Genomic DNA, 13,784 nt, shown 5'->3' on the forward strand with positions numbered 1-13,784 from the left:
CAGAAGTTAAGCTCACTTGTGCCGAAGATAGTTCGCTGGAAACGGCGCGTGAAAATAGGTAGTCGCCGACTTGAACAAAAACGCTTCAGAAGAAATTCTGAAGCGTTTTTCTTTTGCCGGAAAGCTTTGTCAAATCTTTTTCTCCGGGTTTATACAGGGATGCTGGTATCAAAAAATATCAGAGTGCCGGCGGCGTCCAGATTTCTCCGCCTTCCTCCCCATCATGTTTTTTGGCAAAAATCACCATATAGTCTGCCGCTTCACCTTGTCCATCTGCGGCCTCCTGCTTCACAATTTCAACGCAGTACTCAACAGTATTGCCATTGTATTGATAATAATGTCCAATGTCTTTTTCATCGTTCCAGCTCCTTTCGCTTGTTCCGGTCCACGACGGCGTGTTTCACCAGCTCTTTGAACTGGCTCAACTTTGCCAACACAGACGGACGCTCGGATTTCTCCGCCTTCCTGACCTTTTTCCCGGTGTACTCGGTAAAAGCAGCGGTCAGGGCATCCGCGTCCCGACCCTTGAAAAAGATCAGGTACTTGGGTGGGGAGCTGCTGCGGTCCTTCTTCACCGCATAGTCCACGCCGTATTTCCGGGCGATCTTCTCAAACTCCTTGATGGAGGGGTCGGTGATCTCGATGTTGGAAACCCCTTGGTTCTGACCAATCAGCTGTTTCACCGTCTGCTTGCCCTGGGGCTTCACAGGCGCGTCACGGCTTCTCTGCTTTTGCAGCTTCTTTTCCTTGCGGTGGGCAAGGTACTTGGTGATGGCGGCTTTCATCAACCGCCCGGTAAACTTTGTTCCGCTGACTACCAGCGTCAAAGTCCTGTTTTCCACTTCCTCCTGCATAGGTCATCGCCTCCTTTCCACGGATTTTGCAGGGGTGGCGCTTGATACTAAGGCGGGACCACCAGCCGCCGCAGCAGGTATTTCAGCATGGCAGGCTCCTTTCAGCGCAGCTGATCGGAGCGTTCATAGTACAGATGGTCCTGGCGCACTTTGGCATGGCTGAGAATCTTGATGTGACCCTTTTCCTGGTTCTCCAGGCTTTTCTGGTATCCGGCCTCCGTCAGAAACAGGCGGGTTCGTTCACCTTTCCAGCCCACCGGGGAATCGTCGGTCAGCACATCGAAGATAATCATGTGCCGGGTGTCCTCGGCAAACCGCTCCAAATCCATGTACTCATGGCCGTGGTAGTTCTGCGCCCCGGCTTTGAGGCGCATTTCCTCCATCAGCTGGCCCACGGTCTTACGCTCAGGCATGGCGTGCGCCTCCTTTCCCGCGTCCCTGGCCCTTCACGGCCAGGATACCGTCCAGGGTGGTGGCGGTGATCCGCAGGCGCTCGGCGGTGGCAATGTCATTCTTCACGGTCTCGTCGATGCCGTGGCCGCAGACCACCAGCACATGGGACCGGCGCAGGTAGTCCCGCGCCATATCCAGCCCGTCCTTGTGTTCCTGGGGAATCTCGTCCTTGAGGAAGGTAGGCAGGAACAGCACCGGGCAGATGGGCGAATACCCGGCGTCGTACACCTGACGACAGTAGGCCGCAGCGTTCTCGGCGTTCTCATACTGGCTGTTGCTCCAGGGAGCCGTAATGTAGGCAAGAGGTCGTTTCATGGCAAAATCCTTTCTCCCGGTGTTTTCGGGTAGCAGAAAAGCGGCTGTTTACCAGCCGCCTGCGTACATATCGTGGTTGACTTGTGCGGTGTAGTGGTTGCTGATCGTGGTCGGCGCATTAAACAGCACCGCAAGCAGATACTGCTTCATGTTGCGGATTTCGGTGGTATTGTTCCGCAGGCATTCCATGACAAACTCGATGTGGGAGCAATCCAGCTTCAAAAAACGGGAGCGGACCACCTCATGGGGGAAGTCGCTGCCAGCAATCCGGGTGGTTTTCCGCTTGGCGCAGACGGTCTCCACCATCAGCTCCACAATCTCGTCCAGGTCCTCCCGATAGGTGGTAAACTCCCGGCACAGGTGGTCATACTCGATGTTCTCCAAAATCAAATCCCGATAACTTTCCATCTCTGAGACAGACATCGCATCCCTTCCTTTCCGTTCCGGCAGCTGTGCTGCCGCTGCCTCCCGGAAGGGAATAGAATCGGTACTTGATCCATAAGTAATTGTTTTTTCTGTATTTGATTTCTCTATATTTAATTCTGCGGGCTTTTCCGTATCCGGTTTTACCATATCCGGGTTTTCCGTATCTGGTGAAGCCATATCCGGCTGGGGCGTATCCGGGTTCTTCGGCTGTGGCTGCTCATATATGACATACTCCGTATCACTGATGCGTCCCTGGCGGTCACGCAGTTTGTGCCGCACAATGTAACCGGCAGCCTCCAATTCCCGCAACGCAGCGCCTATGGCATCCACGCCCTCCTTACAAATCTTTGCAAGACCACGGGTGGTGTAATTCCAGTCCTCTGGCAAAGACAGCATCATGGAAAGCAGCCCCTTGGCTTTTAACGACAGATTTGCATTTCGTAAATGATGATTGCTCATCACGGTATAATCACGGGTCCGTTCAATGCGAAAAACGGCCATCGACCTCACTCCTTCCAAATTTCTCAGGGTATGAAAAAAGCCACAATCCTGTAAAAAGAATTGTGGCAGTCAGCTGTTTTGTTCACTTTTTCTGCGCCGGTAGGGGCGCTTGGAAATGGGCGGTTTATCCAACAGGTCATTTCCCTGAGAGAATGGCAGAGTTTGCAGAACACGGTCAATCTCTATAAATTCCATACCATGCTGGGAATGGCAATCCTCCCGGATTGCTTCCCGGATTTCCTTTACAGTACACATTTCAATCCTTTCCTTTCGCAGTAATGATTTGTTTATGAGTGGCGGCGGTGTTTTCCCGGTTTGAAATCGAGGATATGTCCCTCAATCACACGAGCGTAACGCTTGATCTTGATCTCCCGGCGCTGCTGGCTTTGCAGGGCGGCCTGATACCCGTCCTCGGTTAAAAACAACCGCATTTCCTCTCCGGGACTACCGTAAGCTGTGCTGGGACGCAGGACGGAAAACTCAATCATCCAGCGGGTGTTATCTCAAAACCTCTCTACGGCGAGAATGTTGTGTCCTTTCAGCTCACGGGCTGAAATATCCCTCATAGGCGGCTCCTTTCATCGTTCCTGGTCTCTCTGACGCTTTTTCTGCCATGCCTCCAGCAACTTGATGATGGTTTCCTGCATCCGCTGGGGCGTATAGCTTTTAGGGAAATACTTCCGCAAGGTGTCAGAGGTAAATGTCACTCGGTCCAGATCGCTTTTCTTTTCCTCACCCATGATGACACGCATCATATCGAGGGTCAGATGCCCCTCCTGACTGTATTTCTTGAGCCGCTGGGCTTGAGAAAGAGAAGGGGTAGCCTGTTCGCTGTCCATCGCGTCCAACAGGTCTACCTGTTCCTCCTTTTTGAGAAAGGACAGCTCATAGGCAGGGTTCAGGGCAATCTTCTTTTCATCCACCATATCCAGCAGTTCGGGGATAAGCTCCGTCAGGCGGATAAATCTCTGAATTTGATTTTTACTCTGCCCAACCTGTTCAGCTAAAACATCTCTGGATTTCCTACCATCGGACTTGTGCCCAAGTTGGGCACAAGTTAAATCCACTCGCTCTCCTTGATGTTTCATGGCATCCAGTTTCATTTTATAGGCAAAGGCCCTCTCACTTGGAAGCAGGCTTTCTCGTTGCAGGTTGCTGTCAACCATAATGATCGTGGCGGCATCATCATCCAGATCACGGACAATTACCGGCATGGACTCTTTTTCTGCCAGTTCACTTGCTCTGTGCCGTCTGTGTCCGGCCACCAGTTCATAACCGCCCTCCGGGTCCGGTCGAGCAATCGCCGGGACCAGAACGCCATACTGCTTGATACTGTCAGCGGTCTCCATCATGGCTTCGTCATCCTTGACTTTGAATGGGTGGTTCTTAAAGGGATGCAGTTCAGACAGCGGAATCTCCTGAATCTTTTCCAGCTTTGCATCCTGACGGCCTTCTTCGGTGGAGAACAGATCATCTACCGAGGCCAGCTCTATTTTTTTCGCGCTGCTTTTCAAGTTTCAACACCTCCTTCGTCAGATTTCGATACCCCTCTGCCACCTTGCCGCCAGGGTCATGGGCGAAAATACTTTTTCCCTCTGCGCTGATTTCCTTTGCACGGACAGAGTGTGGAATCTCCGTTCCAAAGATTTTGATTTTACTTCCATAGGTGTCCCGCAGCAAAGCAGCAATCTCTTTTGCAAAGTTGGTGCGGTTATCCACCATCGTCAGCAGGATACCGTCAATCTGGAGCTTTGGATTGATCTGCCGTTTCACCTTACTGACCGTAGATAGAAGCTGTTCCAGTCCTTTGGCGGGCAGATACTCTGCCTGCACGGGAATGATGATCCTGTTCGCAGCCGCCAGCGCATTGACCGTAAGCATCCCCAACGAGGGCTGACAGTCAATCAGGATATGGGAATATTGTCCCTTCAGTGTGTCCAGGTATTGCCGTAAAATCGTTTCACGGCTCATGGCGTTTACCAGAGAAACCTCCATGCCGGAAAGCTGAATATCCGCAGGCATCAGGTCAACGCCTTCTGCATGATGCAGAATACCTTCTCCGGGGCGTATAGGCTGATCCATCAGAATTTTGCCCATTGCATCCGACAGTGTAAATGGCAGCTTGTCCGGTTGCGGATTTCCCAAGCTGATTGTCAGGCTTCCTTGTGGGTCCCCGTCGATCAGAAGCACTTTCTTTCCGGCCTGTGCCAGACCTATTCCCAAGTTCGCACAGGTTGTTGTTTTGCCAACGCCGCCTTTCTGGTTGGCGATGGCGATGATTTGCGTGTTCATTGACTTCACCTCATTTCTAATTATTGCTGTTGCTTCTGGAAATAGAAAAAGCCGCCACTTCAAAATCATAAAGTGACGGCCCTTTCTAATGCCGGAATCTCTGAAACCAAAAAAGCACCCAGTTATTTGTTACTGAGTGCCTGCATTAGAATCGTATTTAATTGTTCAGATTTGGTCAGATTATGCCAAACCCTCCAGCGAAAAATCCGGTGTCTGAGAGTGCCAAATCACCCTCAAAAATACCCCCGAAATTGCTCTCTGGTTGTCCTATTTTTTAACCACTAAGGCCGTTTTTTGACCCCATTTTTGCCGGTTGTCCTATATTTAACCACTAAAAATTGGGTGAAAACGGCTCTCGTTTGGTCAAATCAAGTCAAACTATATCAGCCCGTTTAGGTATAAGAAAACCCCGGAAAACCTTGATTTTCCGGGGTTTTTGAACCATTTTGATATAGTCTGAGCAGTCGATTATCGCTTGCTGAACTGCGGAGCGCGACGGGCTGCTTTGAGACCGTACTTCACGAAACCTAAGCTCGATTTTGCTTGATTTTACGCGGTTTTTCAAGCTTTTTGCTCTTCGTCCACCAGTTCTTAAACCCACGATTTTGTAGGCTTTTGTCGGATTTTAACCCTAATCTTTTTTTGATGTGTCGATTGCTCTGTTGATCACCCCATGTAATTGGGCAGGTTTATTATACTTGACTTTGGCGTAAATATCCATAGTCACCTTGCTGTTTTCGTGTCCGGCAAGATACTGTACGGTTTTAGGATCAACCGAAGCATAAATCAGGTTCGTGATATAAGTGTGACGCAATTGATGCGGTGTCACTTGAAAATCCATCGTATATACCAACTTCGGATTGTTCGGCTGATGCTCACCAAGCTTCGGCTTTACCACATGCTTAATCTTCTGCCCATTCACATAGGTGTAATAGCAGCGTTCTTCCGTAGAACGAACTGCTATGTACTTCCACACCCTCACGAACTGAGATTCAGCCAAAGCATTACCATTCCTGTCCGAGATCACATATTCCGATTTTGACTTTTCTTTTGCCTCTTTCAAACATTCCACCAGCTTGCCCGGAATAGGAATGTCCCTTTTAGCTGCTGGCGTTTTTAATTCTGTTGAAATCACTGGACGATTGTTCACAGAACGCCATGCTCGCCGTACCGAAATATATGGGGTGGCACCATCCAGGAAAACACAATCCCATCGCAGTGCAAGAATTTCTTCCCGCCGCAACCCTGCGTATAACCCAATCATTACAAAAACATACGGTGGTAATCCCCTGATTGTATCCAGAAGAATTTTCACCTGCTCATCCGTCAATGCCTTCTTTTCCTGCTTTGGTGTTCCGCCTTTTGCAGAAAGCGACGCAGCCGGATTATAACTGATGATTTTGCTTTCTTCTGCTGAATAGAAAACACATTTGATCAGCATATTCATTTTGCTGTACAGGGAAGCTGATTGCTTGGAGATTGGAACCAGCAGCAAACGAAGGTCATCGGTCGTCACTTCGTCCATATACATATCTCCAATAGCTCCAATAATGTATTTTCTTATCGTGCGCTCATATCCGCTCAATGTGTTTTCTCGCACACTCGCCGAGCGCATCTTCAACCATTTTTCGCAATACTCAGCTACTGTCGGATTATTCTTCCGGAATATTTCATCCTCAATACTGCGCTTCATCTCAACGGATTTATCGTACAGCTCTTCAGGAGTCTGTGCATATAGCGAAATCCATTTTCCATCCGCATCCTGCATTCGTGTTCTGTAATATTGAACCCCCCTCTTCATAATTGTTCCATATTCCGGCACTACTTTTTTTCTTGCCATTATTGCTTCCTCCATTTTCTTGATATCCAAATTGATCTTTGCTCTTTAATTATCCAGAATGCTGCTCCGGTTCTCAAGGATGTCGCTATATGTAAAAAGAGCAGGGATTATCCCTACTCTTTTTGATCTCATTCATGAAACGGTCTGGCCTATTCTGCATCCCACAGTGTAAAGGTATCCTCTAATATGCCCGCCAGTTCAACCGGCCGGTTATACTTTGCCTTTGCATAAATGTCCATCGTTATCTTGCTGTTCTCATGACCGGCAAGATACTGAACTGTTTTTGGATCAACCGATGCGTGAATTAGATTTGTAATATAAGTGTGCCGCAGCAAATGTGGTGTCACTTCAAAGTCTAAGCTATAAACCACCTTTCCATTATGCGCAGCTCTTTCGCCCAGCACCGGTTTCACTGTATGCTTCACTCGTTTTCCATTCTCATAACGGTAGTAGCTCCGTTCCTTTACGGTTCGGGTCACAATATACTGCCAGAGCCTCTTAAACTGCGTATATGAAAGCGGTTCGCCCTCGCTGTTCGCAACAACATAGTCTGATGTTGAATTCTCCTTTGCTTCTCTCAGACATTTAGCCAGGCAATCAGGAAGCGGTACATCTCGATGAGCAGCCTTTGTTTTCAGCTCAGACATTATTACTGGTCGATTGTGTTCTGTATGCCAAGCTCTGCACACTTTCAAATACGGTGCTGCTTCATCCAGAAAAACCGAATCCCACTGCAATGCAAGAATTTCTTCTCGCCGAAGCCCCGCATACAAACCAAGCATCACAAATACATACGGCGGCAGTCCTCTTATCGCATCCAGCAATCTCTCCACCTGATCATCAGTCAAAGGGGTTTTCTCTTTTTGAGGAACGCCTCCGTTCTTTCCAGACAAATAAATTGTAGGATTGTCCTGAATCACTTTGCTTTCCTTTGCCGCCGCAAAAATACTCTTATAAAGTATATTGACCGATTTGTACACAGACGCTGATTTTTTGGATACCGGAACCAGTGCCAGACGAATATCATCCGCTGTAACATCTGCTATATTCATATGACCCAGAGGCTTTATAATATGCCGTTTTACTTTCGATGTGTAATCCGTCAACGTAGTGGCTCTTACCTGTGCAGATTGTAACAACAGCCACTTTTCGCAATACTCCTTTACTGTGGGGGATGATCTGCGAAATGTATTATCCTCAATGCTCTATGACATGAAATCCAAACCGGAATATGAGGCCAATATCGTAGCAGCAGAAATCCTGATGGACAGCGATGAAGTCCTTCGCTACATCTATGAGTATGGTTATACAGCCGAGCAGATCGCCAGTGCGATGTCCACCGACATCAATCTGGTTGCGCTGAAGGTAGCACACCTGGCCACACTTGGATACAATCTGCACGCGCTGGAACATAAAAGCAACTTTTTGAAATAACCTATCTTCGAGGAGCCTTGACCGGCTCCTCTTTTTTGTTGCAAATTGTGCAGATGCCGTCTGCACAATTATCAGCCTAACATCTGCATGTGATAGAGCTTCACTTTTTCCTCAAACGGCAGTCCCGGATCAATGCCGACTTCTTCCCACATCACACCATACGGTGCGCCGCCATCTGTATATCCAGCGATAAAAGCAAAACGACCGTCGCAGTCCTCATACAGTTCTGTCAGCCGTTCTCGTTCTTTCGCATCCCGCTCCATTCTTCGCTGCCGGAGCCGCTGTTCTTCAGCCCGTTTAATCTGGTCGAGTTGTTCCTGTGTATAATTGACCCCCAACTCCTGCAAATCTTTAGCGGCAGTCACGGCATCCACATGAAAGCGTTCCCGGTAATGCTTGTTCATCTTTTTCGGCGAGCCGGTATAGGTGAGCAGCCACTGCTTGCCTTTTCGGAGGCGTGCTTCCTTTCGCTCAGCCTTCGTCAGTTTCTTTTTCTTTGCCATTCGCGGAATCTCCCGGATTTTTTGCTGATGATTTTGGTTTACGCTTTTTCGGTGCTGTCAGCTCATAGCTCAAAGAAAGCAGGTCTTTGATGGCATCATCCAGTTCTGGTTTGCCAAGCTGAATACTGAGCCATTTTTCCTTATTCATGTGATAGGCTGGAAAATAGCCGTCTTGCCCACGAAGAGAGCCGATCAGCAGCGGATCACTTTTCACATTAAGGACATCAATGATGCCTGCTTCCGGCAGTCCCAACTTATCAGCAGATACTTCCAGAACTACACCATACCATTTGTTATTGTCGTTGTGCCGCAGCACCGCATTCCAGTCATGCCAGGGGTATTCCGGCTCTGTGCCGTACTGCTGGCGTATCCATGTAAATAATTCCTGTCGTGTCACTCCATCGCTTCCCCGCTGTTTTATGTGTGGTTTTGTGCAACAACCTGTTGCACAAAGTTTTGCCTCAGATAACTCTCCGCACTGCATTGATATCAGAAATCATCCAGCGCAGCATCAATCTCTTCCAGCCGATCAATCCAGCCCAGGTCAGATTTCTTCTTGGTTGCTGGTCTTTTTTTATCACCACCAACCACTTCAAACCGTTTCTCTTCTGTCCCGAACAAACCTTTTACCTGAATTCTGAAATCCGGCTTGTTGTTTGCTGGGGTTAGATAGCGATACTTTTTACATCTACCATGTTACGGCGGTCATGGTTGACAACTTGCGTCGGCTCCTGCTCGGTATCAACCTGTCCGACAAAGCTGTAATGGATTTCGATTTTCCGGGTGTTGGTTTCCCGGTCTAATTCATGTATCAAAATACGGTCGATAAACTCATGGACGTTTTCATAGGTCAATTCCTGTATGTCGCTGTATTTCCCGACAATCTGAATAAACCTTGATATATCCCTTTTTCGCTCGGTAACGGTTGCGATCTGCTGTTGTAACTCGTCTATCCTTGCGGCAAGGGATTTCTTTTCGTCCTCGTAGCCGGAAGTTAGAAACACAAACCGTTCATCTGTCAGTCTGCCTAATGCGTTGTCCTCGTACAGCTTGCGGAAAAGCGTGTCAAGTTCGGTCATACGCGCCTGTGCTTTGGAAAGTTCCTTTTGCTGCTGCGCTAATGCCTTTCTCGCTTCCATGTCGCCGTACTCGGTAGCTTTACAGATAAAGTCCTGTTCGTGTTCCTTAACATACTGCAAAACCCGCCGCATATCTTCCAGCACTAAATCAAGAAGTACGTTTTTGCGGATATAATGAGAGGTACACTCGCTGCCTGTCCTTGCCCTGTTGCGCCATGCGCCGCAAGAATAGGAAAACCTGCGCGGCTCGATATTTACGCCCTGTTGGTAATACATCTTATGTCCGCAACCAGCGCAAAACAGCAAGCCGGAAAAAATATCAATCTCCGCTGCTTTTGTCGGGCGGTGGCGGGTAGCAATCCGCTTTTGCGCAAGTTCAAAGGTTTCCTCGTCAACAAGCGGCTCATGGGTGTTTGGGAAGAAATAGCGTTGTTCTTCTTCGTTCTTCCGGGTCTTTTTCGACTTGTAGGATACCTTGTGAGTTTTCGCGGTTATGGTATGCCCTAAATATTCCTGCCTTGCTAATATGTCATAGAGCGTTTTGTCCGGCCAAGTATAGGGGGCGATCATTGCCCGCTGATACCGCGCCTGTCCTGTGCGCTGATAGCGCAACGCTCCAATCGTCAAGACTTTGTTTTCCGCAAGCCATTTTTGGATTTCGCACATACGCACGCCGCTAACAAACATAGCGAAAACCTGTTTGACAATCGGCGCGGTTTCCGGGTCGGGTATAAGGTGGTGGCGGTTGTTCGGGTCTGGGATATAGCCGTATGGATATTCCCCGTTGACACGCTCGCCTTTTTGCGCCTGTGCCTGTTTAACTGCACGGATTTTCTTGCTTGTATCGCGGGCGTAAAACTCGTTAAACCAGTTCCGCAAGGGGGTAAACTCGTTATCCTCCCGCGCTGTGTCAACTCCGTCGTTAATCGCGATATAGCGCACTCCGTTTTCGGGAAATACAATCTCTATGAGTTCGCCCGTTTTCAGATAGTTTCTGCCAAGACGGGAGAGGTCTTTGGTAATAACCGTCGCCACTCGTCCGGCTTCCACTTCCTGCAACATCGCTTGCAGCCCCTCGCGCTCAAAACTCACGCCGGAAAATCCGTCGTCCACAAAAAACTTTGTGTTCAAAAAATGGTGTTCGTCCGCATAGCGTTGAAGTATCATTTTTTGGTGCTGTATGCTTCCGCTTTCTCCGGCCTGCATATCCTCTTGACTTAAACGGCAGTAAAGGGCGGTGATTTTATTCGACTGTAACATTAGTCCTCCTTTCCGACAGCCGAATAAACAGGTATAATGTGTTGCTATCATTATACCATATCCCGCCGCCTAATGCACTACTCGGACGCTAAAAAGCCCGGATTTCCGGGCTTTTTCTGCAAATCCTTTACAATGAGTTTTTCAATCTTTTTATGGATTGTATCGGTTGCCTTTTCACTCGGCAACGCTTGAACAAGATAGGTGATTTTCCCTATTTTGCGTTCGGTTGTAATTGTCTGTTTTTTATCCATTAGAAAAACCTCCTTTTCCTGTATGGATAAACTATATTCGTCAAAAGGCAAAACGGGCGGTTGTTAGCTGCAACCTCACGGGAGTTTCACCCCGGCCCATGCTTATGGGTGCGCCGCGCAATACTTTGAGGGTGTTCAACGCGGGAGTATCATTGTGCCGCCTTGTATGTCGTCGCCCACAAGCTGCTAAACTTGTTTTACGGCGCGGTAGTTCTCGCTCGACTTTTCCCCAACGGGGAAAAGCGGTCATGGCGTACCCGCCGCCCGGCTCGGTACAGACGGAATGTACCCGTTGCCTGTTATGCTGCGCACCAAAGGCCGCTTTCTTTGTCAAGGAACAATAGGCTTTGTCGGCCTGTAACAGTACACCGTTTCCGATGTGCTGTTACGGAACGACAAATAGCCCATAACGGGAAGCGTGGAAAGGGGACACGCTCCCCGCATGGGCTAAAAGATTATCCTACATGAAAAGCAAGGGTGCGGGTAATAAGGCGCACTTGCAGCCTGTTACGCATTTCCTCGTCCACATAGGAATAGGTATTGCCCGCGTCGTCTTTCAGCGTGCGGGTACAAAGTTTCGCTATGTAACCCTCGTAATGCTTCAAGATCGCGCACATGGCGGTTGTGTCGCCGTTTGCCGCTGCGGAAATGACAGGGAACGGCAACAGATTTTCAGATTTCCTAACGGTATTCATCATCTGCTTTTCCCTCCAAATACTGTTTGATTTTCGCAAGCGCGGATTTCCTGTGCCGGAAAACCGTCGTGCGTACAACATTCAGCAGTTCAGCAATTTCCGCGTCGCTCATGTCCAAGAAGTAGGACAAAAGGATAATGTCGCGTTTCCTTTCGGGCAAAGCGTTAAGGGCTTCGGCAAGCAGTTCATTTTTGACGAGTACATCAAAGCCGGACACTTGAAAACGGAAATAATCGCTTTTGTATTCGTCCGTTGTGAAAAGCTGCGCGAGTTCGCTTTCGCTCAAATCCGAAAAAGGTACTTCGCGTGCTGCGCGTTTCGCAAGAGTGCGGCGGTGGCTTTTCGCTTCGCCAACCAAAGTTTTCTTTGCTAATGCGTCGTACTGATGTTGTATTCTTTCCTTGTCGGAAGAAGATAGCTCCATAGAGTTCACCTCCTTCCCGCGTGGAGTAGAGGACGGGAGTTAAGGGCTTGTCCTCTCTGCCCCTTTCGCTCCGTACCCGTTCGGGAGATGGCTCTTGAGTGCGTTTTTCAGAAAAAAGTTGAAAAAAGCAAAATGCGCCCGTCCGCAAGACGCGGACGAGCGCAAAGGAAATGTAAGAAGTATTTAGATGTATTGACAGTTCATACTCATAGCCGGAATATCCCGCTTGCGGAGCATAGCTTTTTTTGACCGCAAAGCATTAGGCGGGTTACAGTAAATAAAAATGGACACGGCGATACCTCCCCGATACCGCCGTATCCTTAAAAAAGGGCGACTTTAATACACTACCCGCAATCCATTCTATAATAGGGAACAGCGGCTTTTGCGCAATATTAAATAAAAAAGCCGATAACACATAGGTTTTTTGACCTAATGCGTTATCGGCTCTGCGTCTATGCGTCTGGCACTTTTAATCATTTTTTTTTGAATTTATTATATGTGTTAGCTAACTGTCCACAAGCCGCGTTAATCTCTCTGCCATGAGAAACTCTCATAGTAACTTCAAGTCCTGCTTGCTCTAATTGATGTTTGAATGCAACTATTTCCCGTTTCTGTGGTGCTTTAATTCTTGAATTGCTTGTTGGGTTGTATTGTAACACGTTAATCATAACTTTTTTGCCCCGAAACCATTTTGCAAGTTGTCTTACATCTGAGGGCCGGTCATTTATACCCGGTAAAAGCAAATACGCAAAGACAATTTTGCGATTATGCCTTTCAGAATAGGATAAGGCTTGCTTAACAACATCTTCAATAGCATATATGCGCATGTGAGGAATAATACGATTTCTTGCAGATTGTGTTGCTGCGTGTAAAGATATTGTCAACTGAATTTTAAGATGTTCCTCGCGCAATTTTTTTAATTGATCGACCGGACCAACTGTTGATATGGTAATGCCGTCGGTTGGAAAGTTGAGCCCATATCTATCTCGGAGAATATGGATTGCTTTTATCAAGTTGTCATAATTGAATAAAGGCTCTCCCATACCCATAAAAACGATACGGTTTACTTTTCGACGCAACAATATAATCTGTTGTACGATTTCTGACGATGTTAGATTACGAACAAAGCCATTTCGCCCGGACTCACAAAAAATACAACCAACAGGACAACCGACTTGTGTGCTCACGCAAACAGTTCCACCATCTCGCCGCTTGATAAAAACCGTTTCAATGTATTTGTTGTCTTTCAGTTCGTAAACATACTTTTCAGTATCACTGCTTTTGCAAATATTTTTTACCAACATTGATAGATTTTTTTTGCGTGGTAATTGCTTATATAATTCTTCATATAAGGCTTTTGCTTCATTCTCGCCAATAACTTCCGACATTTCTTTGTAAGTAAATCCGTATGGATCATTCCGTACTTCCGCAGGCGTATATTTAGGTAAACGTTTCAT

The 13,784-nt window shown here is 47.8% G+C and carries 15 protein-coding genes and 2 pseudogenes; 1 reads left to right on the top strand and 16 read right to left on the bottom strand.

The annotated features are described in order from the left end of the window. Window positions 1-353: 353 nt before the first annotated feature. The 9 genes and pseudogenes from WMO17_RS11520 to WMO17_RS11565 form a co-directional block, all read right to left on the bottom strand. Window positions 354-854 (bottom strand): PcfB family protein, encoded by a 501-nt coding sequence (locus WMO17_RS11520; RefSeq protein ID WP_050005939.1) that lies wholly within the window; start codon window positions 852-854, stop codon window positions 354-356. Window positions 855-955: 101 nt separating this feature from the next. After that, entirely contained in the window at window positions 956-1,267 is a 312-nt protein-coding gene (locus WMO17_RS11525; RefSeq protein ID WP_349138157.1) for a DUF5720 family protein, read from the bottom strand. Beyond that, on the bottom strand, window positions 1,260-1,622 hold the full coding sequence (locus tag WMO17_RS11530) for a DUF7768 domain-containing protein (RefSeq protein WP_027644087.1): 363 nt from the start codon (window positions 1,620-1,622) through the stop codon (window positions 1,260-1,262). The genes WMO17_RS11525 and WMO17_RS11530 overlap by 8 nt, the downstream gene beginning before the upstream one ends. A gap of 48 nt (window positions 1,623-1,670) precedes the next feature. Beyond that, window positions 1,671-2,549: a DUF6017 domain-containing protein gene (locus WMO17_RS11535; RefSeq protein ID WP_117453427.1), complete on the bottom strand. Its 879-nt coding sequence runs from the start codon at window positions 2,547-2,549 to the stop codon at window positions 1,671-1,673. Between the two features lie 287 nt (window positions 2,550-2,836). After that, window positions 2,837-3,115: pseudogene (locus WMO17_RS11545) on the bottom strand (DUF5720 family protein). Between the two features lie 12 nt (window positions 3,116-3,127). Then, entirely contained in the window at window positions 3,128-4,063 is a 936-nt protein-coding gene (locus WMO17_RS11550; RefSeq protein WP_173816418.1) for a ParB/RepB/Spo0J family partition protein, read from the bottom strand. Beyond that, on the bottom strand, window positions 4,020-4,841 hold the full coding sequence (locus tag WMO17_RS11555) for a ParA family protein (RefSeq protein ID WP_005335951.1): 822 nt from the start codon (window positions 4,839-4,841) through the stop codon (window positions 4,020-4,022). Before WMO17_RS11555 ends, WMO17_RS11550 begins: the two co-directional genes overlap by 44 nt. A 631-nt stretch (window positions 4,842-5,472) precedes the next feature. Further along, window positions 5,473-6,681: a tyrosine-type recombinase/integrase gene (locus tag WMO17_RS11560; RefSeq protein ID WP_227147356.1), complete on the bottom strand. Its 1,209-nt coding sequence runs from the start codon at window positions 6,679-6,681 to the stop codon at window positions 5,473-5,475. Window positions 6,682-6,830: 149 nt separating this feature from the next. Continuing rightward, a pseudogene (locus WMO17_RS11565) lies at window positions 6,831-7,883 on the bottom strand (tyrosine-type recombinase/integrase); the annotation flags it as partial. Between WMO17_RS11565 and WMO17_RS11570 the strand changes: the two are divergent. Next, a complete protein-coding gene (locus WMO17_RS11570) occupies window positions 7,882-8,115 on the top strand; it encodes an ImmA/IrrE family metallo-endopeptidase (RefSeq protein WP_349138158.1) in 234 nt (77 codons plus the stop codon). The pseudogene WMO17_RS11565 and the gene WMO17_RS11570 sit on opposite strands and share 2 nt — an antisense overlap. Window positions 8,116-8,186: 71 nt before the next feature. Here WMO17_RS11570 and WMO17_RS11575 read toward each other — a convergent pair whose 3' ends face one another. From WMO17_RS11575 to rlmN, 7 genes are all read right to left on the bottom strand, one after another. Continuing rightward, a complete protein-coding gene (locus WMO17_RS11575) occupies window positions 8,187-8,618 on the bottom strand; it encodes a hypothetical protein (RefSeq protein ID WP_349138160.1) in 432 nt (143 codons plus the stop codon). Continuing rightward, on the bottom strand, window positions 8,587-9,015 hold the full coding sequence (locus WMO17_RS11580; protein ID WP_045091531.1) for an MmcQ/YjbR family DNA-binding protein: 429 nt from the start codon (window positions 9,013-9,015) through the stop codon (window positions 8,587-8,589). The genes WMO17_RS11575 and WMO17_RS11580 overlap by 32 nt, the downstream gene beginning before the upstream one ends. 268 nt (window positions 9,016-9,283) lie before the next feature. Further along, entirely contained in the window at window positions 9,284-10,957 is a 1,674-nt protein-coding gene (locus tag WMO17_RS11585; RefSeq protein ID WP_069989194.1) for a recombinase family protein, read from the bottom strand. A gap of 77 nt (window positions 10,958-11,034) precedes the next feature. Next, on the bottom strand, window positions 11,035-11,208 hold the full coding sequence (locus tag WMO17_RS11590; RefSeq protein WP_002604472.1) for a transposon-encoded TnpW family protein: 174 nt from the start codon (window positions 11,206-11,208) through the stop codon (window positions 11,035-11,037). A gap of 455 nt (window positions 11,209-11,663) precedes the next feature. Then, on the bottom strand, window positions 11,664-11,906 hold the full coding sequence (locus tag WMO17_RS11595; RefSeq protein WP_002604473.1) for a helix-turn-helix domain-containing protein: 243 nt from the start codon (window positions 11,904-11,906) through the stop codon (window positions 11,664-11,666). Further along, on the bottom strand, window positions 11,890-12,327 hold the full coding sequence (locus tag WMO17_RS11600; protein WP_003502131.1) for a sigma-70 family RNA polymerase sigma factor: 438 nt from the start codon (window positions 12,325-12,327) through the stop codon (window positions 11,890-11,892). Before WMO17_RS11600 ends, WMO17_RS11595 begins: the two co-directional genes overlap by 17 nt. 473 nt (window positions 12,328-12,800) lie before the next feature. Beyond that, window positions 12,801-13,784 carry a 23S rRNA (adenine(2503)-C(2))-methyltransferase RlmN gene (gene rlmN / locus WMO17_RS11605; protein WP_002584956.1) on the bottom strand — a complete coding sequence of 328 codons (984 nt, stop codon included), beginning with the start codon at window positions 13,782-13,784 and terminating at the stop codon, window positions 12,801-12,803.

Origin of the sequence: Faecalibacterium faecis (genome assembly GCF_040096475.1) — a bacterium.
GTDB classification, from domain to species: Bacteria; Bacillota; Clostridia; order Oscillospirales; family Ruminococcaceae; genus Faecalibacterium; species Faecalibacterium taiwanense.